The following is a 19,911-nucleotide window of genomic DNA, read 5'->3' as shown; positions in this document are numbered from 1 at the left end:
GCCCCGACAGCGCCAGTTCGCGGGCATAGGTGGCGTCCGTGATCACCGCCGTGCCTGTGGTGCGCACGGCGATGCGCTGCCCGGCCGCATCGGCCAGCTCCCAGTCGAACAGGCTGCCCGAGCCGCGCAGCCGGTAGCCGATGCAGTTGTGGCCGGCCAGGTCGGCCAGCATCTTCGGCATGCCGCGCGCCTTCAGGTAGGCCGGCGTCGCCACCAGCACCACCTGCAGCGGCGGCGTCAGGCGCACGCTGACCATGTCCTGCTGCACGGCGTCGCCCAGGCGGATGCCGGCGTCGAAGCCGCCGGCCACGATATCCACGAAGGCGTCGTCCGCATGCACCTCCACGCTCAGCTTCGGATGCCGCCCGGCCAGCGCCGCCAGGATCGGCGTCAGCGCCAGGCTCTGCGCGATGCGTGGTGCGTTGATGCGCAGCAGGCCGCCGACCTCGCCGCGCTGCGCGCTGAGCGATTCGAGCGCCGCGCCCATCTCGTCCAGCGCCGCCTGCAGCCGCGGCAGCAGCTCGCGCCCGGCCTCGGTCAGCGAGACGCTGCGCGTGGTGCGGGCAAACAGCGGCTGGCCGAGCCGGTTCTCGACGGTCTTGACCGCGTGGCTCACCGCGCTGGCGCTCATGCCCAGCTGGCTGGCCGCGGCGGCGAAGCTGGACAGCCGGGCCACGGTCACGACGATCGGCAGGTGGGGCAGCAGCTCACGCATGGCGAGACTCCATTCATGAATGAGATCGCACAAGGCATTCGAGTGGGACCAGTTTATTTCAGTAATGAGACCGCCTAGAGTTGCCTCACCGAACTTCCTAACCCTTCTTTCAAGCGGAGCACCCACCATGGAAACGACCACCACCAAGACCTGGTTCATCACCGGCGCCTCGTCCGGTTTCGGCATGGCCTTCGCGCGCCATGCGCTGCAGCGCGGCGACCGCGTCGTCGCCACCGCCCGCACGCCGGCCAAGCTGGACGCGCTGGTGGCCGAGGCGCCGGATCGCGTGCTGGCGCTGAAGCTGGACGTCACCCGCGAGGGCGATGCGCAGGCCGCCGTCGCCGCCGCGCTGGCTCATTTCGGCCGCATCGACGTGCTGGTCAACAACGCCGGCTACGGCACGGTCGGCGCCGTCGAGGAGACGCCCGAGGCCGAGCTGCGCGCGCAGATGGACACCAACTTCTTCGGCGCCTTCGCCGCCATCCAGGCGGTGCTGCCGGCGATGCGCGAGCAGCGCTCGGGCGCCATCGTCAACATCTCCAGCATGGGCGGGCAGATGTCCTATGGCGGCTTCGGCGCCTACTCGGCCAGCAAGTTCGCGCTGGAAGGCCTGTCCGAGGCGCTGGCGCTGGAGGTGGCGGCCTTCGGCATCAAGGTGCTGGTGGTGGAGCCGGGTTCGTTCCGCACCGAGTTCGCCACCACCGACGCGCTGCGCCAGATGCCGGAGATGGCCGCCTACCGCGACATCGTCGGCGGCACCCGCGAGTTCGCCCGCGGCATGCATGGCAACCAGCCGGGCGATCCGGCGCGCATCCCGCCGGCGGTCGTCCAGGCGCTGGAGGCCGAGGTGACGCCGCTGCGGCTGCAGCTCGGCGCGGACTCGGTCGACGCGGTGCGCGGCCATGCCGAGCAGCTGCTGAAGGACCTCGCCGCCTGGGAGGCGGTGGGCCGCGCCACCGGCTTCGACGCGGCCTAGGGCCGGGGCATGCGCGCGGGGCCAGGTCTTGCCAGGTGAACAATTCACCAGCGCGTCAGTTGAACCTGGGCGTTAGCACATGTAACGATCAAGTACAGTGCGACGCATCCCCATGCGCGTCTGTACCCTCTCCTCCGTCAAGAACCGCATCGTGCTCGGCGCGCCGCTGCCCTTCAGCGTGCGCGATGCGAGCCATCTGCTGCTGCTCGCCCGCGGCCAGGTGATCGCCGACGAGGAACAGCTGGAATCGCTGTTCCGGCGCGGCGCGGTGGTGGAGATCGACGAGCTGGCCAACGCGGTCCAGTCCTCGTCCCGCGCTGACGAAGCCGAGCGCCGCGTGGCCCGCCTGTCGGCCGACTGGGAACGCTCCGCCTACGACGCGCGCCGCGCGCTGGCGGCCCCTTCGGCCCAGATGGCCGAGGCGCTGCGGGGCGCGACCGGCCTGCTGCTCTCGCTGATCGACGACGCGCCGGAGGTGGCGCTGTCGCAGGTGGTACGCCAGGCCGAGGACGCGCACTACGGCGTCAGCCACTCGATCCATGCCGCCACCGCCTGCCTGGCGGCGGCGCGCTACCTCGGCTGGGATCCGACCTCCCAGCGCCGCGCCTTCCAGGCCGCGCTGACGATGAACATCTCGATGCTGGAGCTGCAGGCGCGGCTGGCGCACCAGATCTCGCCGCTGACGGCGCTGCAGCGCGAGACCATCCACGAGCACCCGGTCAAGAGCGCGGACATGCTGGCCGAGGCCGGCATCGATGACCAGGACTGGCTCGACGCCGTCGCGACGCACCACGAGCTGCCGGACGGCTCCGGCTACCCGCGCGGCCGCAGCGACATCAGCGACCTGGCCGAGATGCTGCGCTTCGCCGACATCTACACCGCCCGCCTGTCCGGCCGCGCCACGCGCCCGGCGATGAGCGCGGCCCAGGCCGGCCGCGAGCTGCACCAGGTGGCCGACTCGAGCCCGCTGGCGGCGGCGCTGATCAAGGCCTTCGGCATCTTTCCGCCGGGCAGCCTGGTGCGGCTGGCCTCGGGCGAGCAGGGCCTGGTGGTGCGCAACGGCGAGAAGGCCCACCTGCCGATCGTCGCCGCGCTGACCAACGCGCAGGGCGAACCGCGGCTGAAGCCGGTGATGCGGGACAGCGCCCGCCAGGAGCATGCCGTGGTGGCGCTGCTGTCGGCCCGCTCGATGCCGATGCGGCTCAGCGACGAAGCGATCGTGGGGCTGATCGCGGCGGGATGACGCTTGCCGTCATCGCCGCACCGCGGCTGGCCCGGCCGTAGAGCGGGTCGTTGACGTCCTGCCAGGCCAGCATGGCGCCCAGGCGCCGGTCTGCCGGCGGCTCGAAGCCGCACTCGCCCTCGAAGCGCTCCGGATTGGCAAAGCTGCCGGCGATGAGATCCCACCAGGGCAGGTCGGCGTAGTTCAGCGCATGCACGCCCATGCGGTGATGCTCGCAGTGCGCCTCGGGGCGCTGGATCAGGTAGCCGAGCCAGCGTGGCGTGCGCACGTTCCAGTGCTGGAACATGCCGTAGAAGGCCGCCACCACGCCGACCAGCGCCGCCGCCAGCGGGTCCAGCCCCAGCACGATCACGGTGACGAAGAGCTGGATCAGCGTCTGCGCCAGCATCTCCAGCGGGTGGAACAGCGCCGCGCCGGACAGGTCCACCCGCTGCGGGCTGTGGTGCATCTGGTGCAGCAGCCGCCACAGCAGCGGCGAACGGTGGCAGGCGCGGTGGTAGGCATAGCTCAGGGCCGAAAGCACGACCCAGCCGAGCAGGGTGCCGCCCGCCACGCCCAGCGCGCTGCCGTCGAGCCAGCGGTGCGCGGCCAGCCAGTCCAGCGGCAGCAGCAGCGGCGTGACGGCGCCCACGGCGGCGATCAGCAGCAGGCAGCCGATGCCCAGCCAGCGCCAGCCGCGCCGCGGCGGGAAGCGGCGCGCCGGCCAGCGCGCCTCCACCGCCAGCATCGTGAAGTACAGGCCCGGCACGGCCAGGCCGACGAGGTCGATGGTCTCCATAAGAACGCTCCTTGACGGTGGGCAATGAGGTAGTCTTACGCTGTAAGTCGATTGTTGGACGAAAACCTTACACCGTAAAGTCACCATGGCGACGACAAGGGAATCGAGGCGGCGCGGCCCCTCCGGCCGGCAGGGCGGCAAGGCGCCGGCGCAGGCCGGGCTGAGCCGGGAGCGCATCATGGCCGCCGCGCTGGAGCTGGTGCAGGCCGAGGGCCTGGCGGGCTTCTCCACGCGCAAGCTCGGCGAGCGCCTGGGCTGCGAGGCGATGAGCATCTACCACCACTTCGCCGGCCGCGCGCAGCTGATGGACGCGCTGGTGGACCATGCCATCGCCTCCTTCGAGTGGCCGCCCGAGACGCTGGCGCCGCTTCCGCGGCTGCGCGCGCTGATGCACGCCTACCGGGCGATGGCGCACCGCTTCCCGGCGCTGTTCCCGCTGGTGGCGCTGCACCGGCTGAACACCGAGACCGGCGTGCGCTTCATCGAGGGCATCCTGCGCGCGGTCGAAGCCGTGGTGCCGGACCGCGAGCTGGCGGCGCGCCACTTCCGCACGCTGGGCTACTACCTGATCGGCGCCGGGCTGGACGAGACCGCGGGCTATGCGCGCGGCCCCTCGGCAGTGGAGCCGGTCAGCGACGAGTTCATCGCCCGCGAGTGCCCGCACCTGGTGGCGGCCTCGCGCTACTTCAAGCCGGCGGAATGGGACCGCACTTTCGAGCTGGGCGTCGAGTCGCTGCTGGCCTCGCTGGACTCAGCAGCGCTACAGGGTCACAGCTTGAAGTCGTAGTCGATCGTCAGCGGCGCGTGGTCGCTGAACTTCTTCTCGGTGTAGATGTGTTCGCGCTTGGCCAGCGCCGCCAGGCCGGGGGTGGCCAGGTGGTAGTCCAGCCGCCAGCCCACGTTCTTCGCGTAAGCCTGGCCGCGGTTGCTCCACCAGGTGTACTGCTCGGGCTTGTCGTTGAGCGTGCGGAACACGTCGACCAGGCCGGCCTCGTCGAAGAGCCGGGTCAGCCAGGCGCGCTCTTCCGGCAGGAAGCCCGAGTTCTTCAGGTTGCCCTTCCAGTTCTTCAGGTCGATTTCCTTGTGGGCGATGTTGACGTCGGCCACCAGGATGAACTCGCGTTCGGCCTTCAGCTCCAGCAGGCGCGGGTACATCTCGGCGAGGAAGCGGAACTTGGCCTCCTGGCGCTCCGGGCCGCTGGAGCCGCTGGGGAAGTAGCAGCTGATCAGCGAGAGCTTGCGGCCGGGCTTGTCGAAGCGCTTCTCGATCCAGCGGCCCTCGTTGTCGAACTCCTCGACGCCGATGCCGGTGATCAGGTCGCTGGCCTCTTCCTTCGTGTAGAGACCGACGCCGGAGTAACCCTTCTTCTGGGCGTAGTGGAAGTGGCCCTTGAGCTTCTCGTGCGTGCAGAACTTGCCGTCCACGTCGATGTGCTGGGCCTTGACCTCCTGGACGCCGACGGCGTCGGCCTGCTGCTGCGGCAGCCAGTCGAAGAAGCCCTTGGTGGAGGCGGAGCGGATGCCGTTGAGGTTGGCCGTTATGAAGCGCATGGGAGGCAATGGAAAAGCAGGGCGCGCAGTATCGCCTGAGCGTGCCGCGCGGCGGCCGCGCAACAGCCGACAACGCGAAAGGGCCTTGTCATCGACTGTGGCCTGCTTGTTGCTACACGCTTCGCTTGGTCAATTCACGTGGAGTGGAACGCATGAAGCAGCAACAATTGCCTTTCGCCATTGCGCTGGCCCTGGCCGCCTGGCCGGCACTGGCGCAGCAGCAGGACAAGAGCCAGCTCGATACGGTCACCGTCACGGCGCAGCGCCGCGTCGAGGACATCAAGGACGTGCCAGCCGCCGTCTCGACGATCTCCGGCGATGCCTTCGATGCCCTCAACGCCAGCGGGCAGGACGTGCGCATGCTCTCGGGCCGGCTGCCGAGCCTGAATATCGAGTCCTCGTTCGGCCGCGCTTTCCCGCGCTTCTACATCCGCGGCTATGGCAATACGGACTTCCACTTGAACGCCTCGCAGCCGGTCTCGCTGGTCTACGACGACGTGGTCCAGGAGAACCCGATCCTGAAGGGCTTCCCGGTCTTCGACGTGAAGGCGGTGGAAGTGATCGCCGGCCCGCAGGGCACGCTGTTCGGCCGCAACACGCCGGCGGGCGTGGTGAAGTTCGACTCGGTGGCTCCGTCGCAGAAGCAGGACGGCTACGTCAGCGTCGGCGTCGGCAACTTCAACAGCTACACGCTGGAAGGCGCTGCCAACGTGCCCATGACGGGCGACTGGGCCGTGCGCATCTCCGCGCAGGACCAGCACCGCGGCAACTGGGTGACGAACACCGCGCCCGTCACCCTGACGGCCAAGACCGAGGGCTATACCGACAAGGCCGTGCGCATCCAGGCCCTCTACAAGACGACGGACTTCAGCGCGCTGTTCAACATCCACCATCGCGATCTGGAAGGCAGCCCGCGCCTGTTCCGGGCCAACATCATCAAGCCCGGGACGAATGATCTCGTGGACGGCTTCGATCCCAAGACCGCGTATTTCGACGGCATGAACACGCAGAAGATCACCGCGACCGGCGGCAGTGCCCGCCTCAAGTGGTCCCTCGCCACCTTCGACATCTACTCGATCACCGGCATCGAGACGGTCCAGCCCTACTCGCGCGGCGATGTGGACGGCGGCTACGGCAATCAGTTCACGCCGGTCTCCGGCCCCGGCTTCATCCCGTTCTCGGCCGAGACTTCCGATGCGCTGCACGGCCACCGCCAGCTGACCCAGGAGGTGCGCCTGGAGTCCAAGGGCGAGGGCGCCTTGAAATGGCAGGCGGGCATCTTCGCCTTCGACGAGCGCTACCGCTGGGAGACCGTCGACTACCAGCCGTTCCCGCCCAGCCCCGTTCCCCTGAGCTATGACACGAACCAGAGCAACCGTGCCTACGCCCTGTTCGGTGCGCTGACCTTCCAGGTCACGAACGACCTGAAGCTCGGCGGCGGCCTGCGCTACACCGAAGACAAGCGTTCGCTGAACTCCTATTGGCCAGCCGTCGCGGGCGAAGCGCTCAACAGCGCCAACGGGCTGAGCGCCAGCACCAAGGACAGCAAGTGGACCTGGGACGCCTCGGCGGTCTACTCGATCGACAAGAACACCAGCGTCTACGCCAAGGTCGGCACCGGCTTCCGTGCGTCCGCCATCCTGCCGGCCAGCACCTTCGGCCCGATGACGCTGGCCACGCCTGAAACCTTGACCTCGTATGAGTTCGGCATCAAGGGCGACTTCTGGAATCGTCGCGCTCGCCTGTCCGCTGACGTATTCAGCTATGACGTCAAGGATCTGCAACTGACGGAAGTCGGCGGAGGTTCCAACAGCAACAGCGTCAAGAGCGCCAAGAAGGCCACCGGCCGCGGCCTGGAGATCAACCTGGACCTGCTGCCCATCGACAACCTGATGGTCCACCTCTCGGGCTCGATCAACGACACGAAGATCAAGGATCCGAGCCTGACGGTGGGCGGCTGCGGCAACGGCTGCACCATGCTCAACCCGGCAGCGGCCGGCGGCGGCTTCTACGTGAATGGGAACCGCCTGCCGAATGCGCCCAAGTACGTGGGCAACTTCAACCTGCGCTACGGCGTCCCGCTGGCGGATGGCAGCGAGATCTACGTCTACACGGACTGGACCTATCGCAGCTCGGTGCAGTTCACGCTGTACAAGTCGGTCGAGGAAACGGGCAAGGCGCTGACCGAGGGCGGCCTGCGCGGCGGCTACATCTGGCACAACGGCAAGTACGAGGTGGCCGCCTATGTGCGCAACCTGACCAACAAGATCGTGAACACCGGCGAGATCGACTTCAACAACCTGACCGGCTTCATCAACGACCCGCGCACCTACGGCCTGCAGTTCAAGGCCCTGTTCTGACGCCCTTCAGGGCCCGGTTTCCCCTGGGGACCGGGCCTGCGGCGGCCTCTACAATGCCGGATTCCATCGCCTGAATCCGCCATGAACGCCGCCGTCTCCCCCGCCATCCCCGATCCGCTGGCCCAGCAATTCGTTGCCTTCGCCGTCGAGGCGGGCGTGCTGCGCTTCGGCGAGTTCAAGACCAAGGCGGGCCGCATGAGCCCGTACTTCTTCAACGCCGGCCTGTTCGACGACGGCGCCAAGCTGATGAAGCTGGCGCAGTTCTACGCCCAGCGGCTGCTTGCCGACGGCCTGCAGTTCGACATGATCTTCGGCCCGGCCTACAAGGGCATCACGCTGGCCGCGGCGGTGTCGATCGAGCTGGCGCGGCTGGGCCACAACAAGCCCTTCGCCTACAACCGCAAGGAAGCCAAGGACCACGGCGAGGGCGGCACGCTGGTCGGCGCCAAGGTGCAGGGCCGGGTGCTGATCATCGACGACGTGATTTCCGCCGGCACCTCGGTGCGCGAATCGATCGCAATGATCCAGGCGGCCGGCGCCACGCCCTGTGGCGTGTCGATTGCCCTGGACCGCCAGGAAAAGGCGGCGCAGGACGGCGTGGACATGCCGTGGTCCGCCGTGCAGTACGTCAAGCAGCAGTTGCAACTGCCGGTGAGCGCAATTGCCGGCCTGGCGGACTTGCTGCAGTATCTGGAGGCGGTGGGCGACGGTGCGGATATCGCCGGTTCGCGTGCTGCGGTGCAGGCTTACCGAGACCGTTACGGAGTCTGATGCGTTATCCCGTTGGCGTCGTCGTTGCGATGAAGCATTCGTTCCTGCTGCTGTGCGGCCTGCTGGCTGCCGGTGACGCGCTGGCCCAGGCCGGCGAGAACGGCAAGGGTGCGATCTACACCTGCACGACGGCCGACGGCCGCAAGCTCACCAGCGACCGCCCGATTGGTGAATGTTCCTCGCGCGAGCAGCGGGTGCTGAATCCGGACGGCTCGCTGCGCTCCGTGCTGCCGCCCTTCCTCTCGCCCGACGAACGGGCCGCCCAGGAGATCCGCGACCGCAAGCTGGCCGCCGAGCGTGCCGCCCAGCAGGACGCGGTGCGGCGTGACCGCAACCTGATGCAGCGTTTCCCGAGCGAGGCCGCGCATCGCCGCGCGCGGCAGTCCGCGGTGGACGACGCCGAGAAGGCCATGCGCATCTCCGAGCGCCGCATCAAGGACCTCGCGCTGGAGCGCAAGCCGATGCTGGACGAGGCCGAGTTCTACAAGGGCAAGCCGCTGCCGGCCAAGCTCAAGCAGCAGCTCGACGCCAACGACGCCGGCGTCGAGGCCCAGCAACAGCTGATCGAGAACCAGAAGGCCGAGCTGGTGCGCATCAACAGCCGCTACGACGCGGAGCTGGCGCACCTGAAGAAGCTCTGGGGCGGGGCGCCGCCGGGCAGCCTGCCCTGGCCCACCGCCGTCCAGTAACTCAGCCTGCGAGCTTCTTCTTCAGCAGCTCGTTCACCGCGGCCGGGTTGGCCTTGCCCTTGGTCGCCTTCATCGCCTGGCCGACCAGCGCATTGAAGGCCTTGTCCTTGCCGGCGCGGAATTCCTCCACCGACTTCGGGTTCGCGGCCAGCACCTCGTCGAGGATGCGTTCCAGCTCGCCGGTGTCGTTGGATTGCTTCAGGTCCTTGGCTTCGATGATCGCGTCGACCTCGCCGCCCTGGGTCCACAGGGCCTCGAACACCTGGCGGGCCGAGTTGTTGGAGATCGTGCCGTCCTGGATGCGGGCGATCAGCGTGGCCAGCGTGGCGGGCTTGACCGGCGCGTCCTCGATGCCCTTCTCCTCGGCGTTCAGCCGGCGCGAGATCTCGCCCATCACCCAGTTGGCGACGAGCTTGGGCGCCTGGCAGGCGTCACGCGCCGCCTCGTAGTAGCGGGCGGTGGCCAGGCTCTGGGTCATCATCGTGGCGTCGTAGGCGGGCAGGCCGTCGGCGCTCTCGAAGCGGGCGGCCATCACCGCCGGCAGCTCGGGCATCTCGCCCTTGACCCGCTCCACCCACTCGGGCGCGATGACCAGCGGCGGCAGGTCGGGATCGGGGAAGTAGCGGTAGTCGGCCGCGTCTTCCTTGCTGCGCATCGCGCGGGTCTCGCCGGTGTCGGGGTTGAAGAGCACCGTGGCCTGCTGGATCTTGCGGCCGTCCTCGATCTCGTCGATCTGCCAGTTGACCTCGAAGTCCACCGCCTGCAGCAGGTACTTGAAGCTGTTCAGGTTCTTGATCTCGCGGCGCGTGCCGTAGGGCTCGCCGGGCTTGCGCACGGACACGTTGACGTCGCAGCGGAACGAGCCTTCCTGCATATTGCCGTCGCAGATGCCCAGCCACATCACCAGCGCGTGCAGCGTCCTGGCGTATTCGGCGGCCTCGGCGCCTGAGCGCATGTCGGGCTCGGAGACGATCTCCAAGAGCGGCGTGCCGGCGCGGTTCAGGTCGATGCCCGACTGGCCGTGATAGTCCTCGTGCAGGCTCTTGCCCGCGTCTTCCTCGAGGTGGGCGCGGGTCAGGTTGACCGTGTGCTTCCTGTCCCCGACGAAGAAGTCCAGCTTGCCGCCCTGCACCACCGGGATCTCGTACTGGCTGATCTGGTAGCCCTTGGGCAGGTCCGGATAGAAGTAGTTCTTGCGGGCGAAGATCGACAGCGGCGCGATCTTGGCGCCGACCGACAGGCCGAAGCGGATCGCCCGCTCGACGGCGCCGCGGTTCAAGACCGGCAACGTGCCGGGCAGCGCCAGGTCCACCGGCGAGGCCTGCGTGTTCGGCTCGGCACCGAAGGCGGTGGACGAGCCGGAGAAGATCTTGGAGACGGTGGAGAGCTGGACGTGGTTCTCCAGGCCGATCACCACTTCGTAGCCGCGAATCAGTTTGGGTGCTGTAGTCGACATAACTCAATATCCGGACGGAGCGGCACGGTGCCAATCGGTCGCCTGCTGCAGCGCGTGCGCCGCATGCAAGAGCTGACCCTCCTTGAAGTAGTTGCCCAGCAACTGCAGGCCGACGGGCATGCCGCTCTCACCGAAGCCCACCGGCACGCTCATGCCGGGCAGGCCGGCCAGCGAGCCGGGCAGCGTGAAGATGTCGGCCAGGTAGGCCTGGGTCGGGTCGTTCTTGCCCTGGCCGTGCTTCCAGGCGACGGTCGGCGCCACCGGGCCGGCGATCAGGTCGCACTGCTGGAAGCAGCGCTGGAAGTCGTCGGCGATCATGCGGCGCAGCTTCTGCGCCTGCAGGTAGTAGGCGTCGTAGTAGCCCTCGCTGAGCACGTAGCTGCCGATCATGATCCGGCGTTTGACCTCGTCGCCGAAGCCTTCGGCGCGGGTCTTCTTGTACATGTCCAGCAGGTCGTCGTACTGGGCGGCGCGGTGGCCGAACTTGACGCCGTCGAAGCGGCTGAGGTTCGAGCTGGCCTCGGCCGGGGCGATGATGTAGTAGACGGGGATCGCCAGCTGGGTGCGCGGCAGGCTCACGTCCACCAGCGTGGCGCCGAGCTTCTCCAGCTCGGCCAGGCCGGCGCGCACGGCGGTGTTCACGTCGCTCGCCAGACCCTCGGGGAAGAACTCCTTGGGCAGGCCGATGCGCAGGCCCTTCAGCGGCTGCGTGGCCGTGGCGCCCTCGCGGGCGGCCAGCATCTGCGCATGGAAGTCCTGCGGAGGCTGCTGGACGCTGGTGGCGTCGCGCTCGTCGAAACCGCTCATCGCCGACAGCAGCAGCGCGCAGTCCTCGGCCGAGCGGGCCATCGGGCCGGCCTGGTCCAGGCTGGAGGCGAAGGCGATCATGCCGTAGCGGGAGCACACGCCGTAGGTCGGCTTGATGCCGGTGATGCCGGTGAAGGAGGCCGGCTGGCGGATCGAGCCGCCGGTGTCGGTGCCGGTGGAGGCGGGCACCAGGCGGGCGGCCACCGCGGCGGCCGAGCCGCCCGAGGAGCCGCCCGGCACGCGGCCGGCATCCCAGGGGTTGTTGACCGGCTTGTAGGCCGAGTTCTCGTTGGCCGAGCCCATCGCGAACTCGTCGCAGTTCAGCTTGCCGAGAGAGACCGTGCCCGCGTCGAACAGCTTCTGCAGCACCGTGGCGTTGAAGGGGCTCAGGTAGCCGCCGAGGATCTTCGAGCCCGCGGTGGTGGGCATGTCCTTGGTGACGTAGATGTCCTTGTGTGCCAGCGGCACGCCCAGCAGGGCGCCCGACTCGCCGGCGGCGCGGCGTGCGTCGGCAGCGCGGGCCGCGGCCAGCGACTGCTCGGCATCCACGTGCAGGAAGCTGCCCAGCGACTCGTGGGCGGTAACACGTGCAAGAAGGTGTTGCGTGATTTCGGCGCTGGAGACGGCTTTGTCCGCCAGGGCGCGGCCCAGTTCGGCCACGCCAAATTCGTGCAGGGACTTGCTCATTCGATGACCTTGGGAACCAGGAACAGACCGTCTTCGACTGCGGGAGCGCTGCGCTGGTTCAGCGTGCGCTGGTCGCTCTCGCTGACCGCGTCCTCGCGCAGCCGCAGGGCCACCTCGTGCACGGCGGAAAGCGGCGTGTACAGGGGCTCCACGCCGCTGGTGTCCACGGCGTTCATCTGCTCGACGATCGAGAAGAAATCGTTCAGTTCGGTCAGCAGCTTGGCGCTCTCGGCGGGCTGCAGTTCCAGCCTCGCCAGGTGGGCGATGCGACTCACGTCTTGTGGGGTAAGGGCCATGCGAAAACCGGGTCCGGAAGGGTGCCCGCGGCGGCAGCGTTTCTGGACGCAAACCTCGTCGCAAACCGCGTCGAAAAGGGCGCGCGCCGGCGGGCAAATGGGGGGTGATCGGGTATTATCTACGCTTATCTCATGCGCTTCGGGGCTGCCGGACTTCTTGCCAGATGTTGTCCGGGCGGCCTCGTTGCTTATGGGTCCCAATACTGCCCAGAACCGCACACCATCCAGCGCCCGCCCGGCGATCTCCGGCCCACCGGCCCAGATGCCCCGCAGCGCCTCGCAACAGACACCATGTTCTCTTCCCTGCGTCGCTACTTCTCCACCGACCTCGCCATCGACCTCGGCACCGCCAACACCCTGATCTACGTCCGCGGCAAGGGCATCGTCCTCGACGAGCCCTCCGTGGTGTCGATCCGTCATGAAGGCGGCCCGAACGGCAAGAAGGCCATCCAGGCCGTCGGCCGCGAGGCCAAGGCCATGCTCGGCAAGGTGCCCGGCAACATCGAGGCGATCCGCCCGATGAAGGACGGCGTGATCGCCGACTTCACGGTCACCGAGCAGATGCTCAAGCAGTTCATCAAGATGGTCCACGACTCGAAGATGCTCAAGCCGAGCCCGAGGATCATCATCTGCGTGCCCTGCGGTTCCACCCAGGTCGAGCGCCGCGCCATTCGTGAATCTGCGCTCGGTGCGGGCGCCAGCGAGGTCTACCTGATCGAGGAGCCGATGGCCGCCGCGATCGGCGCCGGCCTGCCGGTGGCCGAGGCCTCGGGCTCGATGGTCGTCGACATCGGCGGCGGCACCACCGAGGTCGGCGTGATCTCGCTGGGCGGCATGGTCTACAAGGGCTCGGTCCGCGTCGGCGGCGACAAGTTCGACGAGGCCATCATCAACTACATCCGCCGCAACTACGGCATGCTGATCGGCGAGCCCACGGCCGAGTCGATCAAGAAGAGCATCGGCTCCGCCTTCCCCGGCTCCGAGGTCAAGGAGATGGAGGTCAAGGGCCGCAACCTCTCCGAAGGCGTGCCGCGCAGCTTCACGATCTCGTCCAACGAGATCCTGGAAGCGCTGACCGATCCGCTGAACCAGATCGTCAGTGCCGTGAAGAACGCGCTGGAGCAGACCCCGCCGGAACTGGGCGCCGACATCGCCGAGCGCGGCATGATGCTGACCGGCGGCGGCGCGCTGCTGCGCGACCTGGACCGCCTGCTGGCCGAGGAAACCGGCCTGCCGGTGCTGGTGGCCGAGGACCCGCTGACCTGCGTGGTGCGCGGTTGCGGCATGGCGCTGGAGCGGATGGAGCGCCTCGGCTCGATCTTCACCTCGGAATAAAGCGGCCCCCCGGGATCGCCTCACGACCGAGCAGCGATCCCTTCTTCAGACGATCCCTGAGCCATGCCCCTCGGCACCCTCGATCGCACCCCGCCGCCGTTCTTCCGCCAGGGGCCTTCGGCGCTGACGCGCCTGGCCTTCAGCACCGCCCTGGCCGTGCTGCTGATGGTGGCTGACGCCAAGTTCAAGCTGACCCAGCCGGCCCGCGCGGCGCTGGCGCTGGCCCTGCATCCGGTCGAACGTGCGCTGCTCGCCCCGGTCGACGGCTGGGACGCGGCCGGCGACTACCTGCGCGGCATGCAGCGCGCGATGGACGCGGAAAACCTCGCCCGCCAGCAGCTCGTCAAGCAGGCCGAGCGGCTCTCGCGCGCCGAGCAGCTGCAGGCCGAGAACGAGCGCCTGCGCAAGCTGCTGGAGCTGCGGCCGGCGCTGACGGTGACGTCTATCGCCGCCGAGGTGCTCTACGAAGCGCCGGACCCGTTCTCGCGCCGCGTCGTCATCGACCGCGGCAGCCGCGACGGCGTCAAGCTCTCCTCGCCGGTCATCAACGACGCCGGCGTGCTGGGCCAGGTGACGCGGGTCTACACCCTCTCGGCCGAGGTCACGCTGCTGACCGACAAGGACGCCGCCATTCCCGTGCTGAACACCCGCACCCAGCAGCGCAACGCCGCCTTCGGGGCGGCCGACGGTTCCGGCATGGAGCTGCGCTTCCTGGCCGCCAACGCCGACGTGAAGCCCGGCGACCTGATGGCCACCTCGGGCCTGGACGGCATCTACCCGCCGGGCCTGCCGGTGGCTAAGGTCAGCAAGGTCGAGCGCCGCGGCGACACCAGTTTCGCCAGCGTCAACCTGGTGCCGGTGGCCGAGGCCGACAGCGCCCGCCACGTGCTGGTGCTGGAGCCGCTGGAGGCCTTCGAGGCGACCCGCGTGGAAGCCGCCGAGGCGGCCGCCAGCGCGGCGGCGGTCGAAGCGACGCTGAAGGCGGCCAAGCGCGCCGAGGCCAAGGAGGCCAAGGCCGCCAAGGCCGCGGCGAGCAAGGCTGCCAAGGAAGGCGCCAGCAAAGAGGAGGCCACGCGATGATCATGCCGCGCGGCTCCGGCCAGCTGCTGCTGCCGGTCAACCCCTTCTTCATCGCGCTGACGCTGATCGTCGCGCTGACGGTGGACATGATCCCCTTCGGCCGCATTGCCGCCATGCCCGAACTGCTGGCCGTCGTGCTGGTGTTCTGGGGCGTGCACCAGCCGCGCCGCGTCGGCATCGGCTGGGCCTTCGCCTTCGGTCTCCTGATCGACGTCCACCACGGCTCGCTGCTGGGCCAGCATGCGCTGGCCTACAGCCTGCTGTCCTTCGGCGCCATCGCGCTGCATCGCCGCCTGCTCTGGTTCGACCTGCTGACCCAGGCGCTGCACGTGCTGCCGCTGTTCGTGCTGGCGCACGGGCTGGCGCTGGTGGTGCGGATGATGGTGGGTGGCATGTGGCCGGGCTGGAGCCTGGTGCTGGCGCCGCTGTTCGAGGCGCTGCTGTGGCCGCTGGCAACGCTGCTGCTGCTCGCGCCGCAGCGCCGCGCGCCGGACCGCGACCTCAATCGTCCGCTGTGATCTAGCGATGTCGGTCATCAAGAACATCAAGCGCGAGCTCTCGCGCTTCCGGCTGCGCCTTTTCGTGGCGGCCGGCTTCGTGCTGTTCTGCTTCGGCCTGCTGGTGGCGCGGCTGATCTACCTGCAGGTGCTGCAGCACGAGACGCTGCAGGACCGGGCCGAGGCCAACCGCATCACCGTCGTGCCGATCGTGCCCAACCGCGGCCTGATCAAGGACCGCAACGGCGTCGTGCTGGCCAGCAACTACTCGGCCTACACGCTGGAGATCACGCCGACCAAGGTGACCGACCTGGACGCCACGATCGACGAGCTGGCCAAGGTGGTCGAGGTGCAGCCGCGCGACCGCCGCCGCTTCAAGCGGCTGCTGGAAGAGAGCAAGAACTTCGAGTCGCTGCCGATCCGCACCAAGCTGACCGACGCCGAGGTGGCCCGCTTCACGGCGCAGCGCTTCCGCTTCCCCGGCGTGGAGCTGAAGGCGCGGCTGTTCCGCAGCTATCCCTTCGGCGAGGTCGGCGCGCACCTGCTGGGCTATATCGGCCGCATCAACCTGGCCGAGAAGAAGGCCATGGACGACTGGGCCGACGAGGACCAGGCCAACTACCGCGGCACCGAGTACATCGGCAAGCTGGGGCTGGAGCAGCAGTACGAGCGCGAGCTGCACGGCGTCACCGGCTTCGAGCAGGTGGAGACCAGCGCCGCCGGCCGCGCGGTGCGCCGCCTCGCCCATCGCCCGCCGACGCCCGGCAACACGCTGAACCTGTCCATCGACATCAAGCTGCAGGCGCTGGTGGAGCAGCTCTACGGCGAGCGCCGCGGCGCGCTGGTGGCGATCGACCCGCGCAACGGCGAGGTGCTGGCCTTCGTCTCCAAGCCCAGCTTCGACCCGAACCTGTTCGTCGACGGCATCGACGCCGACAGCTGGCGCGACCTGAACGAGGACATCGACAAGCCGCTCTTGAACCGCGCGCTGCGCGGCACCTATCCGCCCGGCTCGACCTTCAAGCCCTATATGGCGATGGCCGCGCTGAACACCGGCAAGCGCGACCCGCACCTGGTGATCCAGGACAACCTGACCTACAGCTTCGGCGGCCATACCTTCGGCTCGGCGGAAGGCGACCGCGCCGGCCCGAAGGACATGCGGCTGGCCATCGTCACCTCGTCCAACGTGTACTTCTACAGCCTGGCCGTCGAGATGGGCGTGGACCTGATCCACGAGCAGCTCGAGCCTTTCGGCTTCGGCCGCAGGACGGACGTCGACCTGCCCGGCGAAGTGACCGGCGTGCTGCCCTCGACCGAGTGGAAGCGGCGCTATTTCGCGAAGAGCCCGGCCAACCAGAAATGGTTCCCCGGCGAGAACGTCTCGCTGGGCATCGGCCAGGGCTACAACAACTTCACGATGCTGCAACTGGCGACGGCGGTCTCCACGCTGTCCACCGGCGGCCTGCGCTTCAAGCCGCGGCTGGTGCGCGACGTGGAGGACGTGGTGAAGCACGAGGACCGGCGCACCGCCAGCGATGCGCTCTCGCCGCTGCCGCTGCGGCCGGCGGACGTGGCCATCATCCGCAATGCGATGAACGGCGTGACGCTGGAGGGCACCTCGCGGGCCGTGTTCGTCGGTGCGCCCTATGCCAGCGGCGGCAAGACCGGTACGGCCCAGGCGATCGGCCTGAAGGCCGGCCAGACCTACAGCTCGATCAAGGCCGACGAGCGCAAGCGCGACCACTCGCTCTACATCGCCTTCGCCCCGCTGGAGAATCCGCAGATCGCGCTGGCGCTGATCGTCGAGAACGCCGGCTTCGGCTCCACCTCGGCCGCGCCGATCGCGCGCCGCGTCATCGACTACGTACTGAACGGCGTCTACCCGAGCGAGGACGACATCGCCAAGACGCAGCTCGGCCAGACGACGGCGCCGGTGGGCACGCCGCGCCGGGTGGAGGACGTGCCGCTGCCGGGGCAGGCGGCCTCGGCGCCGGCGGCTGCTGCTTCGGCCGCATCGGCGCCTGCTTCGGGAGCATCACGATGAGCCACGTCTTCGACAAGCCCAGCCTCTGGCGCCGCATCAAGCCCTGGTTCGCCGGCTTCGACCTGCCGCTGTCGCTGGCCATCGGCTGGCTGATGGCGCTGGGCCTGATCTGCATGTACTCGGCCGGCTATGACAGCGGCACCCGCTTCCCGGACCATCTGCGCAACACGCTGCTGTCCATCGGCATCATCTTCATCGTCGCGCAGATCCCGCCGCAGAAGATGATGGCGCTGGCGATTCCGCTGTACACGGTGGGCGTGACGCTGCTGGTGGCCACGGCGCTGTTCGGCATCACGCGCAAGGGGGCGACGCGCTGGCTCAACGTCGGGGTTGTCATCCAGCCCTCGGAGCTGTTGAAGATCGCGATGCCGCTGATGCTCGCCTGGTGGTTCCAGAAGCGCGAGGGTCAGCTGCGGCTGCCGGACTTCGTCGCGGCCTTCGCGCTGCTGGCGGTGCCCGTCGGGCTGGTGGCCAAGCAGCCGGACCTGGGCACGGCGATCCTGGTGCTGTCGGCCGGGCTGTACGTGATCTTCTTCGCCGGGCTGTCCTGGCGGCTGATCATCCCGGCCTTCGTGATCGGGGCGGTGGCGATCACGGCGCTGGTGATGAGCGAGGACGCGATCTGCCAGCCCGAGGCCAAGTGGCCGGTGCTGCGCGAGTACCAGAAGAACCGCATCTGCACGCTGCTGGACCCGACCAAGGATCCGCTCGGCAAGGGCTTCCACATCATCCAGGGCGAGATCGCCATCGGCTCCGGCGGCATGACCGGCAAGGGCTTCATGAAGGGCACGCAGACCCATCTGGAGTTCATCCCCGAGCGCACGACCGACTTCATCTTCGCGGCCTATGGCGAGGAGTTCGGCATGGTGGGGGCGCTGGGCCTGCTGCTCGGCTTCACCGCGCTGATCCTGCGCGGGCTGATGATCGCCTCGGAGGCGCCGACGCTGTTCTCGCGGCTGATGGCCGGGGCGGTCACGCTGTCCTTCTTCACCTATGTCTTCGTCAACATGGGCATGGTCAGCGGCATCCTGCCGGTGGTGGGCGTGCCGCTGCCCTTCATCAGCTATGGCGGGACGGCGATGGTGACGCTGGGGGTGGGCCTGGGCTTGCTGATGTCGATTTCCAAGTCCCGGCGACTGATCCAGTCCTGACAGCTAACGCGTTACGTCAGCGGATGGGCATGGAAGCGCACGGTGAAGCGGGCGCCAGGGCCGTGGCTCTCGTCCACCGCTCGCCGCGGGCGCGTCTCATCCAGCGTGATCTCGGCTTCATGCTGCTGCGCGATCTCGCGCACGATCGCCAGGCCCAGGCCTGAGCCGTCGACGTTCGTGCCCAGCGCCCGGTAGAAGGGCTGGAAGACCTTCTCGCGTTCGGCCTCGGCGACGCCCGGGCCGGAGTCCTCCACCTGCAATACGCTGACCTGGCCGAACGGGTCCTCGACGATGCGCACGGTGACTGTGCCGTGTGGCGGCGTGTAGAGCAGCGCGTTGTCCACCAGGTTGCGGATCAGCTCGCGGATCAGTAGCGGGTGGCCGAGCACGCGCAGGGCACTGGCCTCCGTGGACGGTCCTTCGTAGCCCAGGTCGATGCGCTTGTCGAAGGCGCGCGGGACGAAGTCGCGCACCGTCTCGGTGGCGATGTCGGGCAGGTTGACCTCGGTGCGGCGGGCGGCGTGTTCCTTGTCCTCGGCGCGGGCCATTGCCAGCAGCTGGTTGACCATGTGGGCGGCGCGCTGGCTGGAGAGGGCGATCTGCTGCAGCGAGCGCTTGAGCTCGGCAGGCTCGCTGCGGCCCTCGTCGATCTCGCGCTGGGCGAATTCGGCTTGCGTACGCAGGCCAGCCAGCGGCGTCTTCAGCTGGTGGGCGGCGTCGGCGAGGAAGTGCTTCTGCGCGCCGATCGACTGGTCCAGCCGGCCGAGCAGGTCGTTGATCGCGCGCACCAGCGGGGCCACCTCGTCGGGAATGCGGCGCTCGTCGATCGGCGAAAGATCCGAGCTGTCGCGCGAGCGGATGCGCCGCTGCAATTCGTTCAGCGGCGCGATGCCGCGCGCCAGGGCGAGCCACACCAGCAGCACGGCCAGCGGCAGGATCACGAACTGCGGCAGGATCACGCCCTTGATGATCTCGTTGGTCAGGCGCGAGCGCTTGCCCAGGGTCTCGGCGATCTGCACCAGCAGCGGGCCACCGGCGTCCTTGCCTTCGGGCGTCACCCACAGATAGGCAATGCGGACGCGATCGCCGCCGATCTCGTCGTCGCGGTAGCGCAGCTCCCAGGGCGAGCCGGCTTCATCCTCGGCCAGCGGCGGGGAGGGCAGGGTGCTGTCGCCGCTGAGCAGTTCGCCCTTCGGCCCCTGCACCTGGTAGAAGACCGTGTCCGTCTCGTCGGCGCGCAGCAGCGCTGCGGCCTCGGGCGCCAGCGCATAGCGCGAACGGCCCCCGCGCGGGCCTTCGGCCGCGGCCGCTTGCTGGCCCAGCGTGCGGGCCATCTCGCCGAGCTCGCGGTCATAGGGCTTGTTGGCGATGCCCTGCGCGACCAGCCAGGTCAGCGCCACGCTGATCGGCCAGATCAGCAGCAGCGGGGCGAGCATCCAGTCGAGGATCTCGCCGAACAGCGAGCGTTGTCCTTT

Annotated in this window: 18 protein-coding genes; 11 read left to right on the top strand and 7 right to left on the bottom strand. The window is 68.7% G+C overall.

The window, feature by feature from the left end; translation table 11 throughout:
• On the bottom strand, positions 1-715 hold a 715-nt coding region (locus B0W88_RS08045; protein ID WP_077034140.1), incomplete at its 3' end, for a LysR family transcriptional regulator.
• 127 nt (positions 716-842) lie between these two features.
• Here B0W88_RS08045 and B0W88_RS08040 point away from each other — a divergent pair.
• Positions 843-1,691: an oxidoreductase gene (locus tag B0W88_RS08040; protein WP_077034139.1), complete on the top strand. Its 849-nt coding sequence runs from the start codon at positions 843-845 to the stop codon at positions 1,689-1,691.
• A 112-nt stretch (positions 1,692-1,803) separates the two neighbouring features.
• On the top strand, positions 1,804-2,934 hold the full coding sequence (locus B0W88_RS08035; protein WP_077034138.1) for an HD-GYP domain-containing protein: 1,131 nt from the start codon (positions 1,804-1,806) through the stop codon (positions 2,932-2,934).
• Here the strand turns inward: B0W88_RS08035 and B0W88_RS08030 are convergent.
• On the bottom strand, positions 2,894-3,712 hold the full coding sequence (locus B0W88_RS08030; RefSeq protein ID WP_077034137.1) for a sterol desaturase family protein: 819 nt from the start codon (positions 3,710-3,712) through the stop codon (positions 2,894-2,896). The genes B0W88_RS08035 and B0W88_RS08030 overlap by 41 nt on opposite strands.
• Positions 3,713-3,797: 85 nt before the next feature.
• Here B0W88_RS08030 and B0W88_RS08025 point away from each other — a divergent pair, with 85 nt between their 5' ends.
• A complete protein-coding gene (locus B0W88_RS08025; RefSeq protein WP_083748642.1) occupies positions 3,798-4,499 on the top strand; it encodes a TetR/AcrR family transcriptional regulator in 702 nt (233 codons plus the stop codon).
• Here the strand turns inward: B0W88_RS08025 and B0W88_RS08020 are convergent.
• Positions 4,481-5,263: an exodeoxyribonuclease III gene (locus B0W88_RS08020; RefSeq protein ID WP_077034136.1), complete on the bottom strand. Its 783-nt coding sequence runs from the start codon at positions 5,261-5,263 to the stop codon at positions 4,481-4,483. The two genes, B0W88_RS08025 and B0W88_RS08020, sit on opposite strands and share 19 nt — an antisense overlap.
• 152 nt (positions 5,264-5,415) lie before the next feature.
• Between B0W88_RS08020 and B0W88_RS08015 the strand changes: the two genes are divergently transcribed.
• The 3 genes from B0W88_RS08015 (at position 5,416) to B0W88_RS08005 (ending at position 9,083) form a co-directional block, all read left to right on the top strand.
• Entirely contained in the window at positions 5,416-7,623 is a 2,208-nt protein-coding gene (locus B0W88_RS08015; RefSeq protein ID WP_077034135.1) for a TonB-dependent receptor, read from the top strand.
• A gap of 81 nt (positions 7,624-7,704) precedes the next feature.
• Positions 7,705-8,394: an orotate phosphoribosyltransferase gene (gene pyrE / locus B0W88_RS08010; RefSeq protein WP_077034134.1), complete on the top strand. Its 690-nt coding sequence runs from the start codon at positions 7,705-7,707 to the stop codon at positions 8,392-8,394.
• Between the two features lie 29 nt (positions 8,395-8,423).
• On the top strand, positions 8,424-9,083 hold the full coding sequence (locus tag B0W88_RS08005; RefSeq protein WP_077034133.1) for a hypothetical protein: 660 nt from the start codon (positions 8,424-8,426) through the stop codon (positions 9,081-9,083).
• Between the two features lies 1 nt (position 9,084).
• Here the strand turns inward: B0W88_RS08005 and gatB are convergent, their stop codons facing one another.
• The 3 genes from gatB to gatC are packed head-to-tail and all read right to left on the bottom strand — an operon-like array spanning position 9,085 to position 12,329.
• Positions 9,085-10,539: an Asp-tRNA(Asn)/Glu-tRNA(Gln) amidotransferase subunit GatB gene (gene gatB / locus B0W88_RS08000; protein WP_077034132.1), complete on the bottom strand. Its 1,455-nt coding sequence runs from the start codon at positions 10,537-10,539 to the stop codon at positions 9,085-9,087.
• Between the two features lie 3 nt (positions 10,540-10,542).
• Positions 10,543-12,033, bottom strand: coding sequence for an Asp-tRNA(Asn)/Glu-tRNA(Gln) amidotransferase subunit GatA (gene gatA / locus B0W88_RS07995; protein WP_077034131.1), 1,491 nt, complete (start codon positions 12,031-12,033; stop codon positions 10,543-10,545).
• Positions 12,030-12,329 carry an Asp-tRNA(Asn)/Glu-tRNA(Gln) amidotransferase subunit GatC gene (gene gatC, locus B0W88_RS07990; RefSeq protein WP_077034130.1) on the bottom strand — a complete coding sequence of 100 codons (300 nt, stop codon included), beginning with the start codon at positions 12,327-12,329 and terminating at the stop codon, positions 12,030-12,032. The genes gatA and gatC overlap by 4 nt, the downstream gene beginning before the upstream one ends.
• 291 nt (positions 12,330-12,620) lie before the next feature.
• Here gatC and B0W88_RS07985 point away from each other — a divergent pair, with 291 nt between their 5' ends.
• The 5 genes from B0W88_RS07985 (at position 12,621) to rodA (ending at position 18,436) form a co-directional block, all read left to right on the top strand.
• Entirely contained in the window at positions 12,621-13,664 is a 1,044-nt protein-coding gene (locus tag B0W88_RS07985) for a rod shape-determining protein (protein ID WP_077034129.1), read from the top strand.
• 63 nt (positions 13,665-13,727) lie between these two features.
• Positions 13,728-14,744: a rod shape-determining protein MreC gene (mreC, locus tag B0W88_RS07980; protein ID WP_077034128.1), complete on the top strand. Its 1,017-nt coding sequence runs from the start codon at positions 13,728-13,730 to the stop codon at positions 14,742-14,744.
• Positions 14,741-15,262: a rod shape-determining protein MreD gene (gene mreD, locus B0W88_RS07975; RefSeq protein ID WP_077034127.1), complete on the top strand. Its 522-nt coding sequence runs from the start codon at positions 14,741-14,743 to the stop codon at positions 15,260-15,262. Before mreC ends, mreD begins: the two co-directional genes overlap by 4 nt.
• A gap of 7 nt (positions 15,263-15,269) precedes the next feature.
• On the top strand, positions 15,270-17,285 hold the full coding sequence (gene mrdA, locus B0W88_RS07970; RefSeq protein WP_077034126.1) for a penicillin-binding protein 2: 2,016 nt from the start codon (positions 15,270-15,272) through the stop codon (positions 17,283-17,285).
• Complete coding sequence (gene rodA, locus B0W88_RS07965) at positions 17,282-18,436, top strand: rod shape-determining protein RodA (protein WP_077034125.1); 1,155 nt, start codon at positions 17,282-17,284, stop codon at positions 18,434-18,436. The genes mrdA and rodA overlap by 4 nt, the downstream gene beginning before the upstream one ends.
• 11 nt (positions 18,437-18,447) lie before the next feature.
• Here the strand turns inward: rodA and B0W88_RS07960 are convergent, their stop codons facing one another.
• The gene (locus B0W88_RS07960) at positions 18,448-19,872 is read right to left on the bottom strand and encodes a sensor histidine kinase (RefSeq protein ID WP_077034143.1); all 1,425 of its coding nucleotides are present in this window, start codon (positions 19,870-19,872) and stop codon (positions 18,448-18,450) included.
• Between the last annotated feature and the right edge of the window lie 39 nt (positions 19,873-19,911).

Source organism: Pelomonas sp. KK5 (assembly GCF_001984095.1).
GTDB lineage: Bacteria > Pseudomonadota > Gammaproteobacteria > Burkholderiales > Burkholderiaceae_C > KK5.
This window is presented reverse-complemented; position numbering and strand designations above follow the sequence as displayed.